Annotated in this window: 20 protein-coding genes; 8 read left to right on the forward strand and 12 right to left on the reverse strand. The window is 45.7% G+C overall.

Annotated features, from left to right (window positions below):
* The first annotated feature begins 131 nt into the window (after nt 1-131).
* On the forward strand, nt 132-1,049 hold the full coding sequence (gene miaA / locus DP923_RS12360; protein ID WP_112306150.1) for a tRNA (adenosine(37)-N6)-dimethylallyltransferase MiaA: 918 nt from the start codon (nt 132-134) through the stop codon (nt 1,047-1,049).
* Nucleotides 1,050-1,258: 209 nt separating this feature from the next.
* On the opposite strand, the gene pfkA is transcribed toward miaA, so the two are convergent.
* A complete protein-coding gene (pfkA, locus tag DP923_RS12365; protein ID WP_112306151.1) occupies nt 1,259-2,230 on the reverse strand; it encodes a 6-phosphofructokinase in 972 nt (323 codons plus the stop codon).
* Between the two features lie 327 nt (nt 2,231-2,557).
* Here pfkA and DP923_RS12370 point away from each other — a divergent pair, with 327 nt between their 5' ends.
* Genes DP923_RS12370 through DP923_RS12380 form a run of 3 tightly spaced genes read left to right on the forward strand, consistent with a single transcriptional unit; the run spans nt 2,558 to nt 3,724 of the window.
* The gene (locus tag DP923_RS12370) at nt 2,558-2,986 is read left to right on the forward strand and encodes a tellurite resistance TerB family protein (RefSeq protein ID WP_112306152.1); all 429 of its coding nucleotides are present in this window, start codon (nt 2,558-2,560) and stop codon (nt 2,984-2,986) included.
* Between the two features lie 7 nt (nt 2,987-2,993).
* The gene (locus tag DP923_RS12375) at nt 2,994-3,323 is read left to right on the forward strand and encodes a hypothetical protein (protein ID WP_112306153.1); all 330 of its coding nucleotides are present in this window, start codon (nt 2,994-2,996) and stop codon (nt 3,321-3,323) included.
* Between the two features lie 17 nt (nt 3,324-3,340).
* Entirely contained in the window at nt 3,341-3,724 is a 384-nt protein-coding gene (locus DP923_RS12380) for a hypothetical protein (RefSeq protein WP_112306154.1), read from the forward strand.
* Between the two features lie 240 nt (nt 3,725-3,964).
* Here DP923_RS12380 and DP923_RS12385 read toward each other — a convergent pair whose 3' ends face one another.
* From DP923_RS12385 to DP923_RS12395, 3 genes are all read right to left on the reverse strand, one after another.
* Nucleotides 3,965-5,722 carry an SLC13 family permease gene (locus DP923_RS12385; protein ID WP_112306155.1) on the reverse strand — a complete coding sequence of 586 codons (1,758 nt, stop codon included), beginning with the start codon at nt 5,720-5,722 and terminating at the stop codon, nt 3,965-3,967.
* A gap of 196 nt (nt 5,723-5,918) precedes the next feature.
* A complete protein-coding gene (locus tag DP923_RS12390; protein WP_112306156.1) occupies nt 5,919-7,136 on the reverse strand; it encodes an aspartate aminotransferase family protein in 1,218 nt (405 codons plus the stop codon).
* 330 nt (nt 7,137-7,466) lie between these two features.
* A complete protein-coding gene (locus DP923_RS12395) occupies nt 7,467-8,192 on the reverse strand; it encodes a Dph6-related ATP pyrophosphatase (protein WP_112306157.1) in 726 nt (241 codons plus the stop codon).
* A gap of 201 nt (nt 8,193-8,393) precedes the next feature.
* On the opposite strand from DP923_RS12395, the gene DP923_RS12400 reads away from it, so the two are divergent.
* Nucleotides 8,394-8,579, forward strand: coding sequence for a hypothetical protein (locus DP923_RS12400; RefSeq protein WP_112306267.1), 186 nt, complete (start codon nt 8,394-8,396; stop codon nt 8,577-8,579).
* A gap of 51 nt (nt 8,580-8,630) precedes the next feature.
* Here DP923_RS12400 and DP923_RS12405 read toward each other — a convergent pair whose 3' ends face one another.
* On the reverse strand, nt 8,631-9,689 hold the full coding sequence (locus DP923_RS12405; RefSeq protein WP_112306158.1) for an MBL fold metallo-hydrolase: 1,059 nt from the start codon (nt 9,687-9,689) through the stop codon (nt 8,631-8,633).
* A gap of 315 nt (nt 9,690-10,004) precedes the next feature.
* On the opposite strand from DP923_RS12405, the gene DP923_RS12410 reads away from it, so the two are divergent.
* Both DP923_RS12410 and DP923_RS12415 read left to right on the forward strand, forming a co-directional pair.
* A complete protein-coding gene (locus DP923_RS12410; protein ID WP_112306159.1) occupies nt 10,005-10,265 on the forward strand; it encodes a hypothetical protein in 261 nt (86 codons plus the stop codon).
* Between the two features lie 86 nt (nt 10,266-10,351).
* Complete coding sequence (locus DP923_RS12415) at nt 10,352-10,612, forward strand: hypothetical protein (protein ID WP_112306160.1); 261 nt, start codon at nt 10,352-10,354, stop codon at nt 10,610-10,612.
* Between the two features lie 209 nt (nt 10,613-10,821).
* Here the strand turns inward: DP923_RS12415 and DP923_RS12420 are convergent, their stop codons facing one another.
* The 4 genes from DP923_RS12420 to DP923_RS12435 form a co-directional block, all read right to left on the reverse strand.
* The gene (locus tag DP923_RS12420; RefSeq protein WP_112306161.1) at nt 10,822-11,142 is read right to left on the reverse strand and encodes a putative quinol monooxygenase; all 321 of its coding nucleotides are present in this window, start codon (nt 11,140-11,142) and stop codon (nt 10,822-10,824) included.
* Between the two features lie 99 nt (nt 11,143-11,241).
* Nucleotides 11,242-11,856 (reverse strand): outer membrane beta-barrel protein, encoded by a 615-nt coding sequence (locus DP923_RS12425; protein WP_112306162.1) that lies wholly within the window; start codon nt 11,854-11,856, stop codon nt 11,242-11,244.
* Between the two features lie 117 nt (nt 11,857-11,973).
* Nucleotides 11,974-12,639 (reverse strand): hypothetical protein, encoded by a 666-nt coding sequence (locus tag DP923_RS12430; RefSeq protein WP_112306163.1) that lies wholly within the window; start codon nt 12,637-12,639, stop codon nt 11,974-11,976.
* Between the two features lie 140 nt (nt 12,640-12,779).
* The gene (locus DP923_RS12435) at nt 12,780-13,274 is read right to left on the reverse strand and encodes a nuclear transport factor 2 family protein (RefSeq protein ID WP_239021022.1); all 495 of its coding nucleotides are present in this window, start codon (nt 13,272-13,274) and stop codon (nt 12,780-12,782) included.
* 254 nt (nt 13,275-13,528) lie between these two features.
* Here DP923_RS12435 and pepE point away from each other — a divergent pair, with 254 nt between their 5' ends.
* Nucleotides 13,529-14,248, forward strand: coding sequence for a dipeptidase PepE (gene pepE, locus DP923_RS12440; protein ID WP_112306164.1), 720 nt, complete (start codon nt 13,529-13,531; stop codon nt 14,246-14,248).
* An 84-nt stretch (nt 14,249-14,332) separates the two neighbouring features.
* Here pepE and DP923_RS12445 read toward each other — a convergent pair whose 3' ends face one another.
* Genes DP923_RS12445 through DP923_RS12455 form a run of 3 tightly spaced genes read right to left on the reverse strand, consistent with a single transcriptional unit; the run spans nt 14,333 to nt 15,804 of the window.
* A complete protein-coding gene (locus DP923_RS12445) occupies nt 14,333-14,779 on the reverse strand; it encodes a hypothetical protein (protein WP_112306165.1) in 447 nt (148 codons plus the stop codon).
* Nucleotides 14,780-14,786: 7 nt separating this feature from the next.
* The gene (locus DP923_RS12450; protein ID WP_112306166.1) at nt 14,787-15,221 is read right to left on the reverse strand and encodes a hypothetical protein; all 435 of its coding nucleotides are present in this window, start codon (nt 15,219-15,221) and stop codon (nt 14,787-14,789) included.
* Between the two features lie 43 nt (nt 15,222-15,264).
* Nucleotides 15,265-15,804 (reverse strand): RNA polymerase sigma factor, encoded by a 540-nt coding sequence (locus DP923_RS12455; RefSeq protein ID WP_112306167.1) that lies wholly within the window; start codon nt 15,802-15,804, stop codon nt 15,265-15,267.
* Nucleotides 15,805-15,924: the final 120 nt, after the last annotated feature.

The raw sequence follows: 15,924 nt of genomic DNA on the forward strand, positions 1-15,924 counted from the left end.
ACAAGTAAGTACCGGTTTTAAGGCAGTAGAACAGGGCAGAAGCCAGGGTAATTGTGCATAATGCATAAAATATTGAAGCGCTGGGATTGCCCACTTTATTTATACTTTTAAATAGTACCAGAAAAATTGAAATGGAAGATCAGCAGTTAAAAAAGCACTTGCTTGTAGTGGTTGGCCCGACTGCTGTTGGTAAAACGGATTTGTGCGTGGCGCTGGCCAAACAGTTTGCCACCGAAATAATTTCCGCCGACTCGCGGCAGTTTTACAAAGAAATGAACATCGGAACGGCCAAGCCCAACCCCGAAGAGCAGCAAGGTATACCCCATCATTTTGTAGACAGCCACCAGATAACCGAGGAATATAATGCCGGTGCTTACGAGCAGGAGGTGCTGAGCTTATTGGATGAGCTGTTCCAGAAACATGACCTGGTTATACTTACCGGAGGCTCGGGTTTGTATGTACGCGCCGTTTGCGAAGGCATGGACGAAATGCCGGAAGTAAGCCCGGAACTGCGCGAGCAACTAACGCAGCTTTACCAGACCGAAGGCCTCGAACCCCTGCTCGCGCAACTGCAGCAACTGGACCCCTTCTATTTTGCGACGGTAGATAAAGCCAACCCGCAACGCGTCATGCGGGCCCTGGAAGTATGCCTGGCCAGCGGGAAGCCTTACTCGGGCTTCAGGTTGCAGGAAAAACAGGAGCGGCCTTTCAATATCATTAAAATCGGGCTGAACCGCGAAAGAACGGAACTGTATAACCGGATCGATACCCGCATGGACCAGATGCTGGCAAATGGTTTACTTGAAGAAGCAAAAGCGCTTTACCCGCACCGGTCTCATAACGCGCTGCAAACCGTAGGCTACAAAGAAATATTCGATTACCTGGAAGGCAAGTATGACTGGGCCGAAGCCGTCCGGCTTTTAAAACGAAACAGCCGCCGTTACGCCAAACGGCAGCTTACCTGGTTTCATAAATACCCGGATTATACCTGGTTCCACCCCAACCAACTCGAAGAGATAAGGGCGTTTATAAAAAGCAGAACAAGCTAAAGTAAGTAAAAGGACTCTAGTATCAGGATATCAGACACAAGACTTTAATTTAAAAATCTATTGATTTAAAATACATGATACATAAAAAACACAATGTATTATATACGTTTAAAGTTGTCCTGCTAAAGTTTACCTGAGAAGTATAAATTCATACTTCTCAGGTAAGTACTTCAATCCAGTAACTTTCTAACTTCTCAACTTTCAAACTTTTAAACTGAAAGTATATCCACCATCTTCAGGAAAGCCGGGTTAATGGGTTTGTCTTTGGTAATGGTATCGGTAAACGAAGTATAAGTTAGCCTGGAGTTGATGACGCCGGCCATTACGTTTTTCCGGCCTTCCAGTAAGCCATCGATGCAGGCAATACCCAATTGGCTGGCCAGCATACGGTCGGCAGCGGTGGGGGCGCCTCCACGCTGCACGTGGCCCAGTATCGTTACGCGGGCATCCATATGGGGCAGTTCTTTTTGTACGCGGGCAGCTACTTCAGTGGCATTTCCTTCGTCGTCGCCTTCGGCAATAATAACGATGAAAGAGGTTTTGGAACGGCTCCAGCCTGAACGCAGCGTTTCTACCACTTCGTTTATCGAGGTTTTCGTTTCCGGGATCATCACAATTTCGGCACCGCCGCCAATAGCGCAGGGGATGGCAATATAACCCGAGTCGCGGCCCATTACTTCAATAAAAAAAACACGGTCGTGGCTGTCTGCCGTATCCCTTATCTTATCTATTGCATCCAAAGCGGTATTTACAGCCGTATCGTAGCCAATAGTATAATCGGTGCCGAAAAGGTCGTTATCGATGGTGCCGGGTGCGCCGATGGTTGGGATGCCGAACTCTTCATAAAATGTGTTAGCGCCTGCAAAAGTACCGTCGCCGCCAATGGCTACCAGCCCTTCAATCCCGAATTTCTGTAATTGGTTGTAGGCTTCCTGGCGGCCTTCCTTCGTCATGAAATCTTTGCTGCGGGCAGAGCGTAAAATGGTGCCGCCTTTCTGAATGATATTGCTCACAGAATGCGATTCCATCTTGTAAATATCACCTTTGATCATCCCATTATAGCCGCGTCTGATACCGTATATTTCGATGCCTTTGTACACGGCCGTACGCACGGCAGCCCGTATGCAGGCGTTCATACCCGGTGAGTCGCCGCCAGAAGTAAAAATTCCGATTCTTTTCATTGTTGTCAATTTGTATAGCCTAAGGTACAGAAGAAGCGCGCGAGTTGTTTTAAAAGCCTGCCATACTTTTCAGCGCTTTGTGTATTTCTTCTGTAAATCAGTACATTAGTATAACATTCTATCTAAAATAAAAAAAACACAAAAGCTGACCGCCCTTAGATATCGAAAACCGTATGTGTAGCAAAGATAACATCGTAGGAGTTCGGAGGTAAACAGGGGTATACCTATTTTGGCAGCTTTTTAGTATGTTTGAACCTGAAGCCGCAGCCCGTTGGCTACAGGCCCGATGCAATGTAATTACTGTATTTTAATAAAGAGAGGCAAAATATGTTTGGTTTTTTTGAAAGTGAAGAAACAAAGAAGTTGAAAAGCCATATCAAAAATCTGGGTGCCCTGGCCAAGATAGACGGTCACCTGGATGCGGAAGAAATGAAGTATATCGTTTCGATCGGGATACGGCACGGGCTTAAACCAGACGATGTAAAACACCTGCTTTCGAACGCAAGTAAAATTGAGCCTCAACTGCCTACCAACGATTCGGAACGTTTCGACCAGATCTACGACCTGGTGGAAATGATGCTGGCCGATGGCATTGTAGACGAACAGGAAATGGATTTTTGTATAACAATGGCCACCCGCCTGGGCTTCCGTAAATCGATTGTAGGGATGCTGGTGCGCAAAATATCATCCGGCGTAAAAGACGGCCTTTCCAGAGAGGCGATTAAACTGGATTCCCAGACATTCTTTAACTACTAACCTGCGCATGAAAAGCATGCACCTGCGTACCGTTATTTTATTTCTGGGATATGGCATGTTGCTGCACCTGCTTGCCTCCTTTTTTCTGGTAAAGCAAACGGCTATACTTCAGCAGACAAGCGAACAACTGCCCCTTGAATTTGTAGCGCGGTTCGGCGCTTTCTGGTTTATCAGTTTTATACTTGCGCTCATTATTTTTTCGCTGTACCTGCGCTATAAACGCGTTACCATTACGCTGAGCCAGAAAAGCCACATCAAACGCTTAAGCAAAACCGCCACTTTAACTGCCCTTGTAAGTATACTTTTCTCGGCCCTTTTTCTGTATGTCAGTTGGTAGCTAAGGTATTTTATACAATGGAAGAAACTTTGGTTACCTATCAAGATTGGGAGTTCTATTCTGATAAAGAATTGACCGAGCAAACATATCTGGAAATGGACAAATCGGGTGCCGAAAGCTGCGGTTGTAGCTATTGCAGAAACTTTATTGAGCAACGAGAAACGGTTTTTCCAGAGGAAATAAAGGAATTGTTAGGCAAACTCGGAGTTGACTATAAGAAAGAAGTGGACGTTAGCGAATTTGTGAAACTTGAATGCGGGCTCCACTACTATAATGGCTGGTTTCATTTCAAAGGCGACTTCAAAGGAAAAGATTGCTCCATACCCTTCCCAAATGGAGGATATTCAACTGATTTAAGAAAAAATCACGGACAATTTTTATATCGGTTTTCATCATGGTAATTCCTTAACACCATTCAAAGAGAAGGAAGGACTTGTCCAGATTGAGTTTGATTGCTATCTGCCGTGGGTTCTGGAAAATGGACCAGAATAAAAGAACTGTTTAAGTTTTATCTCTTCACTGCCTACACGAGTCCTTCACAGCTTTACAAATCTCAGAATTTACTTATCGTATAAACACCAAGCGAGAGAACAGCCATTTGTTCTCTCGCTTGGTGTTTATACTTGGTACTAACTTTAATCTTACAAAGGCCAGAAGATAGGAATAGCCAATAATAAAACGGCCAGTAAGATGATAGTAAGCGGGAAGCCTACTTTTATAAAATCCCAGAAGCGGTATTTGCCCGGGCTATATACCAGAATACAAGCCGGCTCGAATGGCGTAACTAACGAGATAGAGGCCGCCAGCATAATGCCAATAGCAAACGTACGCGGGTCGGCATCCATGCCTACGGCAGCCTTTAAGGCTACAGGCACAATTACAAGCGCGGCCGCCGCATTCGACATGGGTTGGGTAAGTATAACAGTAAGCAGCACAAAGCCAGCCAGTACGCCCATTTTACCTAGCCCGCCCATAATATCCACGATGCCGCCAGCCAGAAAATCGGCTGCACCGGAGTTTTCCATGGCAGTACCGAAGGCCGTCATACCTCCAATGAGTACCAGCAACCGGAAATCGATTGCGCTATAGGCTTTCTCGGAACTGATGCAACGGAAAAGAATGGTCAGGATGGCAGCCAGCAGAAAAGCAATAGATAGTGGCAGTATACCCAGTGTGCCGGCCAGAATGGCAAGTATAAATGCCGATAAGGTGATAGCGCCTTTTCTTTTTTTGAACAGCACCGGCTCAAATTCATCTAAAAGGGCCATGTTATTGGAGTTACGGAGTTGGTTCAGCCGGTCAGAAGAGCCTTGTACCAGCAGCATATCACCAAGTTGCAAACGTATACTTCCGATTTTGGAACGTAATGTTTCTCCGTGCCGGGAGATGGCAATAACCACCAGGCCAAAGCGTTGCAGGAAATTTGCTTCTTTTACAGTTTGCCCCAACAGGTTCGATTGCCTTAGAATAAGTACTTCCGCCAGGCGAATACCTTCGGTTTGTAAATCTTCTTCCAGCATTACATCCGCCAGAATATCAATGCCTTTAGTTTCCTTTACCTTCATCAGGTTGTCCAGGTCGCCTTCTACCAGCAGCACATCGTTGGCAAGTATACGGGTTCGGAAATCCGGCAGAAAATTATCTTTACCACGAATGATGTTCAGCATCCGGAAGCCCAGCAGCGTCAGGTCAGACGCTACCACCAACTGCCCGACCAGTGGCGAATCTTCTTTTACCACAATCTCGGTCAGGTATTTTTTTAGTTTGTATTCTTCAGTTAGTTCTTGGTCGTCGCGGTCCGGAAGGATGCGTTTGCCTATCGTGAGCATGTAAATAATGCCAACAATAAAGATAATAGCGCCAATACCTGAAATCTCAAATAAACCAACCGGCTCCAGACCGGCTTTTGCAATGTAACCGCTTACGGCAACGTTAGTTGATGTGCCGATGAGCGTACACGTACCACCCAATATGGAGGCGTAGGCAAGGGGCATCAGTAATTTGGAAGGGCTTTGGCTAATGCGTTTCGAGAGGCCGATAAGGGGCGTCAGGAACATGGCCGTAACGGTGGTATTGTTCATGAAAGCCGATACAAAACCTGTCACCAGCATCACGATAAAAAGCATTAAGCCGGCACTGTGTTGGGCCAACCTGGCCAGCCGGACGACGGCAAAGTCCAGAATACCAGTTTCTTCGAGGGCGGCGCTAAGTATAAAAATGGCAGCAATGATGATGATGAAATCGCTGGAAAAACCTGCAAATGCCTCCTCCGGCGTTATGATACGGACACTTGCCAGAATAATCAGCATAATGAGCGTCACGATCTCAATTGGCAGCTTTTCTGTGGCAAAAAGGACCACAGCAATTGCCAGTAATGTTAGCACAAGGGCTATTTCCATAAAAGCTGTTGAAGATTTGTACGAATAACTAGTACATGAGGTATAAATCGGCTTTTACGGGAAGTTAGTTAAGAAGTTAGGAAGTTATAAAGTGAGGAAGTTAGAAAGTTTTTGAAATAAGCAACGTATGAGATCATCGCCAAAAGTATAGCACGTATAACGCTTTAGGTTTTTAGTTCTTTAACCTCTTAACTTTCTAACTTTTTAACTTCCCAAATTTCTGACTCATCAACGCTTCGTCTATTACCTGAAGTATAACACGGCAGGCTTCCCTGATCTGCTCTTCGGTGATAACAAGGGGCGGGGCGATACGCATGGAGTTATCGCAGAACAGGAACCAGTCCGTTAAAACGCCTCTCTCAATAGCTTTGTCGATCACAGCTTTCAGCACGTCAAACGATTCGAATTCGGCAGCCATCATCAGACCACAGTTACGGATAGCTTTGATGCGCGGATGCACAAGCAGTTGCTTGAATAAGTCGGCTTTTGCCTGCACGCCAGCCAGCAGGTTTTCTTCTTTTATTACGTTTATGGTTGCCAGCGAGGCCACACACGATACCGGATGGCCGCCAAAAGTGGTGCAATGGCCCAGAATAGGGTTGGTTTTGAAAGCCGCCATAATATGCTGCGGCGCAATAAATGCCCCGATCGGCATGCCGCCGCCCATACCTTTGGCGCAAAGCAGAATATCCGGCTCGATGCCAAATTGCTCGAATGCCCAGAAAGTACCCGTTCTCCCGAAGCCAGATTGAATTTCATCCAGAATAAGAAGGGTTCCGGTTTCGGTGCAGCGGGCGCGCAGTTTTTTAAGGTAATCGTTTTCAGGTACGCGTACGCCTGCTTCACCCTGCACGGTTTCTATAATAACAGCGGCTGTGCGGGTAGTTATACGTTCGAGGTCTTCTATTTTATTGTAATGGATGTGGCGGACATCGGGCAACAGCGGCCGGAAAGCATTTTTGAAGCCTTCGCTGCCATTAACCGAAAGGGCGCCCTGGGTAGAGCCATGGTAGGCATTATAACAGGAGATAAGTTCGGTGCGGCCGGTGTAGCGTTTGGCCAGTTTAAGCGCGCCTTCCACGGCCTCGGTGCCGGAATTTACAATGTATACATTATCGAGGTGCTTCGGCAAGGTCTGATGCAAAGCCTCGGAAAGCTGCACCTGCGGGCCATGTACAAACTCGCCGTATACCATCAGGTGCATGTATTTTTCGAGCTGCTCCTGTATGGCGCTCACCACGCGCGGGTGCCGGTGACCTACGTTGCTTACCCCAATTCCGGAAATAAGATCCAGGTATACTTGCCCATTGGTGCCATACATGTATACACCTTCCGCTTTCTCTATCTCCATCATCAGCGGGAAATCTGATGTCTGCGCCACATGCTGCAGAAATAATTGCCTCATCGAAACCATGCTGCAAATGTAGCTAATTTGCTTGAGGTATTTCGAATCACGTAACTCGACAAAGGACTTTAGGACAAAGGACAAAAGATGTTCTGAAATATACACTTGTACTTTATCCTGCCGTTGTTGGTGTTTTCACCGAAAACTATACTTTCACGAACAGGTGCTTGCTGGTGAAAACACACAGCAAGGGCGGCGAATCTTGATTTGCTAGAAAATGCTGAACAACTTCAAAGTATAAAAGATGTTTCAAAGTATAAATTTGTACTTTTTTAAATCTAATGTTTATTACTTGATCTTTTGTCAAATAGTCCAGAAGTCAAAAAGTCAGGTAATGTATTACGACGTTAGCAGATCGCAAAACCAGAAGCCGGTATCAAAAACTGGCTTTGAGGATTCGGTATGGCAGTTGTCTTCGTTTTGGGCTGGGGTGCCGTATGTTTTATACACTTTTTCGCCGATGGTAAACTTTACAGGATTTTGGAAGATAGGGCCATCGTATACAAACGTATGGAACTCGCCGTTTTCGCCACACGGATCGACGCCGGCTGGCAGGTCGTTCAGGAAAGCATTATCCAGCTCACGGCCAACAAACGAGCTGTCCACTATGCGGCCGTTTACACAAACCACCACTGCTTTAAAACCGGCCGCTATAAAATCGTGCACAACTTGCTGCGTAGGCAAGCCCCAAAGCGGAAAAACTGCTTCCAGGCCGGCCTTCTTTAACTGTTCTTCGCGGTAACGGCGCAGGTCTTCCAGGTTGATATCTCCGTAAATGGCATGCGTAACTTGCTCCTGGATGAACGGTGTAAGGGCCTCCTGCATAAGTTTATCATAGGTTTCCATCCCTATACCTTCGGGCAGAAAAACCTGCGTAAGCGGCAAACCTATACTTTCGGCCTGGCGCTGCAATAGTTCCTGGCGAACGCCGTGCATGGTAACACGGTTATTGGTGCCGCTTAATGTGGTTAATAGTGTATCAATTTTATACTTGCCTTCCTGCAAAACGCGGTGCAGGCACAATGCCGAATCCTTTCCGCCACTCCAGTTAAAGATGCTTTTCATAGTGTAATGTAGTATGAGTTGCAAAAGTATAAACCTGTAAGCAGGTATCAAGTTCAGCAAAGTATAAATGCTTGGTTATACTTCGCCTGATAGTTTTAAGCGGGAGCATTGATAGATAGTAAATTTGATTTTTTCGTACAAATCATCCATAGGCTTCTTAGTTTTAAGGAGCTGTTTTATACTTTAAAAAAGGAGGATACCATGCCACAAGGAGATAAATCGGCTTATACCGACAAGCAAAAGCGCAAAGCCGAACACATCGAAGATTCTTATGAAAAGCAGGGGCTGAGCCAGGAAGAAGCAGAGAAACGTGCCTGGGCCACTGTAAACAAACAAGACGGCGGAGGCAAGAAAAGCGGATCAGGCCGTGCCAATCATAAATCTTAGAAACAGCTACAAAAAGAAAGAGCCGGAATTTATACTTCCGGCTCTTTCTTTTTAAGGATAATTATTGGTGTTTGCCAACGGGTCTTCATAATCTACGGGGGTAGTGTGCATCACACGGTTATGGGAGTAAGGCCGTTGCTTTTTTATTTTACTATTTTTCTTGTTTCGCTTACTTAAGGCAGCCAGCGCAATACCAGCCAGGGTTACAGCACCGGCTACAGCCAAGGCTTTAGGTACCGTATTGCTCTTATCAGGCGGTACCGACACTACGCCATATTCATCGGCTATGGCCGGCGCATTTACATAACGCCCGCTATCCGGTACAGCCACCATCCAGAAATCTTTCACCAAACTATCCAGCTGCGAACGAAGCTCGTTGCCCGTCATAGGCAGTCCGTGGCCGGTAGCAGCTATTTCAGGGTTCAGGCTGGTCAGCTTTTCTACAGAGTGCTGTGCTGCAGCCCAATCCGGGGTAAAGTACATGGGCGGGCCATGCACTTTACGTTCCTGCGTCAGCACGGCCATCGCCGATTCGCCTTTGCGGGTTATAAAAGCATCTCCGGCAATCAGGGTGCGGTCTTCTTCCCTGAAAAAGGACACGTGCCCGGGTGTATGGCCCGGCGTATGCACCCATTTCCAGCTTGGCAGGCCCGGCACCGAACCATCCTGCGGCAGCAACTCTAAGTATTGGCTGATGTTGATCGGTTGTTTAGGATACATAAAAGCCATATAGGCCATCATGCCGCCCCCTACACTTGGGTCTGGTGGCGGATAGCTGGAGCGTCCGGTTAAATAAGGAAGCTCCATGGGGTGGGCATAAACGGGTACATCCCATTCTTCGGCCAGCTCTTTTACAGCGCCTATATGGTCGAAGTGGCCATGCGTTAAAAGAATGGCTTTAGGCCGGGCATCAGAACCAAAAATCTGGTTAGCTGCCTCTTTGATCCTGGTTTTAGAGCCATACACACCTGCATCGATCAGGACCCAGGAGCCATCGGGCTCGGCTACAAAGTATAAATTTACAAAAACGGTTTTCAGTCCCCACACCATAGGAGCCGCTCTAAACGTTTTTTGTTGGGTGGTGTGCTTATTTTCTGTGAATGTTGCCATACGCTTTCAGTTTGTTTTCGGGTTTTGGTAGAGATACACGACAGTATAGGTAGTACGCACGTAACCGGAAAATAGATAAGCAACCTGCTCAGGTTATTGTGGTTAAGTATTTAAGACCAGGCTTTTGAAACTGAAAACAAAAAGCACGAAAATTGGTTAAAAACATAAGTAGCAAGCAGGCAGCAAGCTTATGCAGGCAACAGATAAGTTTGTGTCAGAAATGTAGTTTGTATACTTGTTTTAAGAAATAAAAATGTACTTTTAGGAATTCCGGATTTCCAGGAATTTTTTATCTTTCTGAAAAGTTTAGAATACATGGTTAATTTATTTGTACCCCCAAGCTATATGGCGGTTTATGCAAAATGCGTAGATGCGTCGATGCCAGCTTTCGAACCGGAAGAGTGGATTGAAGCAGGAAAGGTCTACCCGGTGAAGCATTTTACGGAGCCCATGAACCAGGGCGAAGGATATGCCATCACCATTACAGATGAAGATGGCATCGAAATTCATCCTTCTTCCTCGCACTGGAGTTTTGCTTCTCATCGGTTCGAGATGTATACGCTGCATCTCAACTAGACCAAAAACACAATATGTACGTTAACTAAAAGGCTGCCCCGCGCAGCCTTTTTTAATGCCATTTTGTTTATTACACCCAAGAGAAGATGAGTGCTGAAGAATTTAACCAGCTGCCGCCACACCTGCAGGCAGCATCCGTTCTGGAAGAAGGCCATTACCTGCACCACCGTATCCGGGGCTGGTGCAAAATAGACCTGTACTGGCTGCACAATTTTTATGTAGAGCTTTGGTTTTTATACGATCTCAAAAGTATAGGTCTGGTGCGTGCCCTTACCAATTACACTTCCCTGGACCCCTACGCCGAAACGATCAAGCTGAAACTGGCGATCAATAAAGAAAAGGAGTGATGTAAAGTATAAATGGCGTGTAGCTAGTGGGTAGGAAATTGTTTTACAAGCGCATTTCTGTAAGCTGAAAGAACCAATACCTCATGCCCTTGCAGCGTGTTTTCACCAGCAAGCACAAAAGCCGGTGTTTAGATTATCGGTAAAAACACTAACAACGGCAGGTATACTAACAACAGCGGGTTTAAGTTAAAACTTCTAAAAATTTTAACTTAATAACTTGAGTTTAGACCTGCGCCACCCAATATTTCCAGTTCCTGTCCTTTCTGCGGCGGGCCAGCCAGCAGCGGAATAGCTTGCCCAATTAATTCCCGCACGCCTGCTACTTTCAGGGAGTTGTCGTGGGCTTCTTTACTATCCCATACTTCGGTTACCCACACGGCATCTTCGGTAGCAGCGTCTTTACTGACCAGGTATACATGGCAGCCGTCTGCGGTAGCAACCAGTTTAGCCGCTTGCAGTAGTATAGCGGCCAGTTTATCGGTGTTGCCTGCTGTGGCAGTTAGTTTTCCGTGGAGTCCGTATTTGTTCATGGGGTTGATACATTGGTTTAGAAGTGCTTCGGGATGATTTTAAATTATTGATTTACAGGAATGACTTTTAAAGTATAAATCGCTCTAAAAACTAAACGCCTATATAACAAGGTGCACACTAAAGCTTAGCCGGTGGCGGTAATAACTGTTTAGCATACCGGCAAGTCCGTTCTCACTTGCTGCATTGGTAAGGCTTCGGCTAAACCTTAGTTCCGGCATGATCTGTACACTTTTTACAGGGAATGAATAGTTTACGCCCAGATCCGAAGCCAGATCGAAGGCACGAAGGCCTGTACCAGCTGAATTGTCTTCGCTGTTTAACCTGAAGTAGGGTGTAAGGCCGGCAACCAATTGCCAACGCGATTGCTCGTTTCGCTTTAGCAAAGCATGCACGCCGGTGCTCAGGAATGTAGAAACCAATTTACCACTTATACTAAATTCCTGAGAAAAAAACTTTAATTCATCGCCTTCCAGGTGTAAACCCAACGTTCCCCGTAAACTGAAAACAGGAGCCGGTTGGTAGTATACATTAGCGCCCGCCGCATAGCCCAGATAATTTACTGTAGTAAAGGTAACGCCTTCTTTCGTGTGCTGATCGAAGCTGTTTAACCGCAGCACCGCGCCTGCAAAAAAGCCATACTTAACTTTCGATTCCTGGGCGGTGGCTGTGGTGGTAAGTAGTGCAAGAAGCAGTAAAAGTAGCGTTGTTCTCATGTAAGTTTTTGAGGTGGAGTGGTTTTTAAACGCTACTAATATACCGTTTCAGATGATAGAAAAACACTGTATATTAAAACATTATCTATACTTTATTTTGCTGCTGAAAATGCTTAATCATGTTACAATTCCAGGCAGGCAGGTTTTTGCTTCTGGGTTCTTAGTTCTTAGTTCCAGGAGTTGTGCCAGCTCATTTGCTACAGCGTTTAGTGATGTACAAGCAACTTGTTTATTAGCACCCATACTTGTTTCTGCTTTGGTGGCGTCGTTTGCATCAGCCAGGATCGTATATTTCTTCTGAAGGCATTTTACAGCTTTGTTGCCTATAATGTAAGTCCGGTTTTCGGTGACGTTGTCTTTGGTTTTATTCTGATCTGCAAAGCTCCAGGCCACCTGCTTGCTGAACACAAAGTATAGCGAATCGTTTTTCAGGAAATACTCGTCTATTGCAGAAAAATGGCTGTACGCATTGTAAGTATGCCGTATCAGGCGCAGCTGCCCGTTATCCGAAAAGTAAGTTACCTGCCCGCTTTTTTCACCGTTGCAATCATACCCAAAAGAGGTAGAATCCATACTTCCGCTTTTCAGTTTCGATACAACTTCCGCATACGCTGCTTTAATGGCCTCTTCGCTTTTTATTTCCGGCAAAGCGCCGGAAGTATGGCCTGGAGAAGTAACCCCTGTAGCCGGTTCGTTTTCTGCAGTTTCAGCATCAGTTAGAGCTGTATTTTCGTTGCAGGAGAAAAGGAGGAGAAGTATAGCGAGGTATAAGATTATTTTCATTGAATTAAGTGTTTTCAGGTCTTGATGCTCCGAGTCTTCTTACTGGCATTAAGATTAGCGTGTTGAGTATAAACGCGCCATAAGCTACAGACATTGCTGGCAGCAATTTCTTAAGCAGAATAAAGGTTACGGGCTAACCCTCACAATTTGGTATCTTTTAAGTCAGTCGATTCAATCACAAAGGCCACCAGTTCAGCCATTTTTCCATCACGGAATTTCCAAACATCACAGTAAGAAAATTGATCACGTGTTCCGTTCTTTCTCATCACTGTCAGATATCCAAGTACTGTCAGATATTCCTTCTCGGAAATTAAATGTTTAACCTCATTTTGAGGAGGTTCAATGTATTCATTCGACATCCAAATACGAACAGCTTCTTTTCCGGTTAGCACTTGGTCGCCGACAAAAGTCCATTTTGTGTCATCGGTGCAGTATTGAAGAAATTCTTCATAGTTCCCTTTAGCAATGGCTTCGTTTGCTTTTGTTAGAATTGATTGATTGGTTGCTGTCATTGTATTGTGGTTATTTTTGAAATTATCGCCGCCGGTTTTGTGCATGAGGCTTGTGAGGTCGTCGGCAGAAGCATCGCTTATGTACCTTGAGATTGCTAACTTGTCGAAACTGTCTGTTGTCACAGCACTCAGTAGTCACGTATAAGCAGTCTTGTACTTAGTTAATATTCTTTACTTACTAAATTTAGCAAGATTCGTTAAGCGTTTACATACCAGAATTAGCTGGCTAAACGAATGTTTTGGATTTGAATATACTGCTTTATCCAAACATAGTAGTAAGCCTTTGTAATTTATACTTTATACCTGCCGGCTCGCTAAAATTTCAAATTCCATACTTTAAATTCCCGCTGTTCAGCCAAATTCTATACTTTTGAAGTATGAACAGAAACTTACTTTTAATCAGTACTTCTTCCACGCACGGCACAGGCTACCTGGAGCACGCCGAAGAACAAGTAAAAGAACTGTTACAGGGCAAAAGCAGCATCCTGTTTATACCTTATGCCAGGCCAGGCGGCATTTCGCATGCAGCTTATACTGCCAAAGTACAGGAAGCATTTGCCCCATGGGGAATAAGCGTAACAGGCGTATATGCGTATGATAATCCGGACCAGGCAGTACGGCACGCCGAAGCTGTTTTTATTGGTGGCGGAAATACGTTCCTGTTGCTACGGCAGCTTTATGCGAACAAAATAGTAAAACCGCTGCAGGAGCGTGCAGAAAAAGGTATGCCCTACATAGGTACCAGCGCCGGAACAAACGTAGCCGGTAAAACCATCGGTACAACTAATGATATGCCGATTGTGCACGTCAAAACATTTGATGCGCTGCAACTGGTGCCTTTCAATATAAACCCGCATTACCTCGATCCGCAACCAGACTCCACGCACATGGGCGAAACCCGCGAAACCCGTATTGCCGAGTTTCATAACCACAATGCACAACCCGTAGTTGGCCTGCGCGAAGGAAGTATGCTGCGCGTAAAAGGCGACAGAATTGAGTTGCAGGGGCCGTTAGCCATGCGGGTTTTCCTGCAGGGCCAGAAACCAATCGAGTTCAAAGCCGGCGACGATATCAATTTCCTGATGGAAGCGGTATAAAGCAGTTTTCGGACCAGCTTATTACCTAAAACAAAAGCAGCCGGCTCATATGAACCGGCTGCTTTTGTTTTAGGTAATAAGCTGTTAATTATTTGCCCTGGATTCGTCGAGGCGTTTAAGCAGCAGTTTCGTGAAATCGCGTTCGCCGCGGTACAGTTTTATCAGTTGCCTGTTAGAGATGATGCGCTGGTACCTGGCTGCATATTCCTGCTCCAGCGCAAGTTCTTTTTCGCGTACCTGAAACAGTTCGTTGATGCGCACTCTGGCCTGTTGTTCGGTGAGTTCCTCTACATTCTGGCGGTAGCCGCTGCGGTAGGCGTTCACGATGTCGCGGCGCTTGTTCTGGTATTCGTTATACACTGGCCAGAACTTCTGTGCCTGCTCTGCGGTCAGCTCCATTTTATCGGTGAGGTACGCAATCTTAGCAGATTCTACCTTCTCGCTGCGGTCGTTGTTTTTATTGCCCTGCGCAGAAGCAACAGTAGAAAAGGAGAAAACGCAAAGAAATAAAAGTATGGTTAATCGTATCATGGGCGCATTAATATTCGATATGGTTCAGGTTGTGGTATTCTAATTCCTCTTCGGCAACTTCGGGGCTTACATTCAGAAAATCGGCTGCCAGGTCATGGTCTTCCAGGGCACTAAGCTGCGCGAAATCGTTGCTTTCAATGGTTTCCTGGCTGCTGCTCAGGTAAGTTATAATATCGGTTCGGTGTAAAGCAGCAAATTCGGCACTGGCCGGCAGTTGTTCTTTAGCCGAGTTCAGGAAAAATACGCTTCCTAAAATAAGTAACAGCAACAGTGGGGCAAGCGCCAGCCTCACCATACTTCTTACCGGAATCCATGACCGCCTTTGCTGCACAGCGCCAGCAGTATGTTCCATCACACGCATCGGCAACGTATCGAAATAGCCTTCCGGTACCTGGTAAATGTTGTGCTTTGGCAGCTCGCTTAGCTTAAAATCCTTTTTCATTTCTTGTAATCTTGATGGTTAGAGGAACCTGAGCTTCAAAAGTTTAATCCTGCTTCAGAAATTCTTCTATTTTTTTTACCGCATGGTGATAAGATGCCTTTAAAGCGCCCACAGACGTGCCCAGTACCTGCGAGATTTCTTCATACTTCATCTCATCGTAATATTTCATATTGAAAACCAGCCGCTGTTTATCCGGTAACTTCAGCAATGCTTTCTGTAGCTTAAGCTGAATTTCGTCTCCAGAAATAGTGGCCGATGCATCGATCTTTTTGGAAAGCTCGGCGGCTACATCGTTTATAGGTAAAAAGAAGCGCCGTTTTTTACTTGCCAGAAAGGTTAAACATTCGTTGGTGGCGATACGGTAGATCCAGGTAAATAGCTGCGCATCCTGCCGGAAGTTTTCAAGATTCTTCCATACTTTCAGAAAAACCTCCTGCGTCAGGTCATCAGTATCGTCGTGGTCGATCACCATCTTGCGGATGTGCCAGTATACTTTCTGCTGGTACTTGCGCACAAGTTGGTTAAAAGCCACATTACGACTTTCCGGGTTCGCGAATTTTTCTAAAATCTCTTTGTCTTCCACTGTAAAAGGTGCTGCCCGCAGGCAGGAAGTATACTTAAGTTGCTTTGGTTAGCAGATTTATCTTGTGCAATAACAAGTATACTAAAAAAATAGAGGGCGATACCAACGCACCGCCCTCTA

The organism is Pontibacter arcticus (assembly GCF_003284895.1).
Taxonomy (GTDB): domain Bacteria; phylum Bacteroidota; class Bacteroidia; order Cytophagales; family Hymenobacteraceae; genus Pontibacter; species Pontibacter arcticus.

Excerpts from the sequence above, each read along its gene's own strand:
- DP923_RS12400 (WP_112306267.1), top strand. The coding sequence starts at position 8,394 with ATGCCACAAGGAGATAAATCGGCTTATACCGACAAGCAAAAGCGCAAA.
- DP923_RS12370 (WP_112306152.1), top strand. The coding sequence starts at position 2,558 with ATGTTTGGTTTTTTTGAAAGTGAAGAAACAAAGAAGTTGAAAAGCCAT.
- DP923_RS12450 (WP_112306166.1), bottom strand. The coding sequence starts at position 15,221 with ATGAAAAAGGATTTTAAGCTAAGCGAGCTGCCAAAGCACAACATTTAC.
- pfkA (WP_112306151.1), bottom strand. The coding sequence starts at position 2,230 with ATGAAAAGAATCGGAATTTTTACTTCTGGCGGCGACTCACCGGGTATG.
- DP923_RS12385 (WP_112306155.1), bottom strand. The coding sequence starts at position 5,722 with ATGGAAATAGCCCTTGTGCTAACATTACTGGCAATTGCTGTGGTCCTT.
- DP923_RS12430 (WP_112306163.1), bottom strand. The coding sequence starts at position 12,639 with ATGAAAATAATCTTATACCTCGCTATACTTCTCCTCCTTTTCTCCTGC.
- DP923_RS12445 (WP_112306165.1), bottom strand. The coding sequence starts at position 14,779 with ATGATACGATTAACCATACTTTTATTTCTTTGCGTTTTCTCCTTTTCT.
- pepE (WP_112306164.1), top strand. The coding sequence starts at position 13,529 with ATGAACAGAAACTTACTTTTAATCAGTACTTCTTCCACGCACGGCACA.
- DP923_RS12380 (WP_112306154.1), top strand. The coding sequence starts at position 3,341 with ATGGAAGAAACTTTGGTTACCTATCAAGATTGGGAGTTCTATTCTGAT.
- DP923_RS12420 (WP_112306161.1), bottom strand. The coding sequence starts at position 11,142 with ATGAACAAATACGGACTCCACGGAAAACTAACTGCCACAGCAGGCAAC.
- DP923_RS12410 (WP_112306159.1), top strand. The coding sequence starts at position 10,005 with ATGGTTAATTTATTTGTACCCCCAAGCTATATGGCGGTTTATGCAAAA.
- DP923_RS12390 (WP_112306156.1), bottom strand. The coding sequence starts at position 7,136 with ATGGTTTCGATGAGGCAATTATTTCTGCAGCATGTGGCGCAGACATCA.
- miaA (WP_112306150.1), top strand. The coding sequence starts at position 132 with ATGGAAGATCAGCAGTTAAAAAAGCACTTGCTTGTAGTGGTTGGCCCG.
- DP923_RS12425 (WP_112306162.1), bottom strand. The coding sequence starts at position 11,856 with ATGAGAACAACGCTACTTTTACTGCTTCTTGCACTACTTACCACCACA.
- DP923_RS12405 (WP_112306158.1), bottom strand. The coding sequence starts at position 9,689 with ATGGCAACATTCACAGAAAATAAGCACACCACCCAACAAAAAACGTTT.
- DP923_RS12395 (WP_112306157.1), bottom strand. The coding sequence starts at position 8,192 with ATGAAAAGCATCTTTAACTGGAGTGGCGGAAAGGATTCGGCATTGTGC.
- DP923_RS12375 (WP_112306153.1), top strand. The coding sequence starts at position 2,994 with ATGAAAAGCATGCACCTGCGTACCGTTATTTTATTTCTGGGATATGGC.
- DP923_RS12415 (WP_112306160.1), top strand. The coding sequence starts at position 10,352 with ATGAGTGCTGAAGAATTTAACCAGCTGCCGCCACACCTGCAGGCAGCA.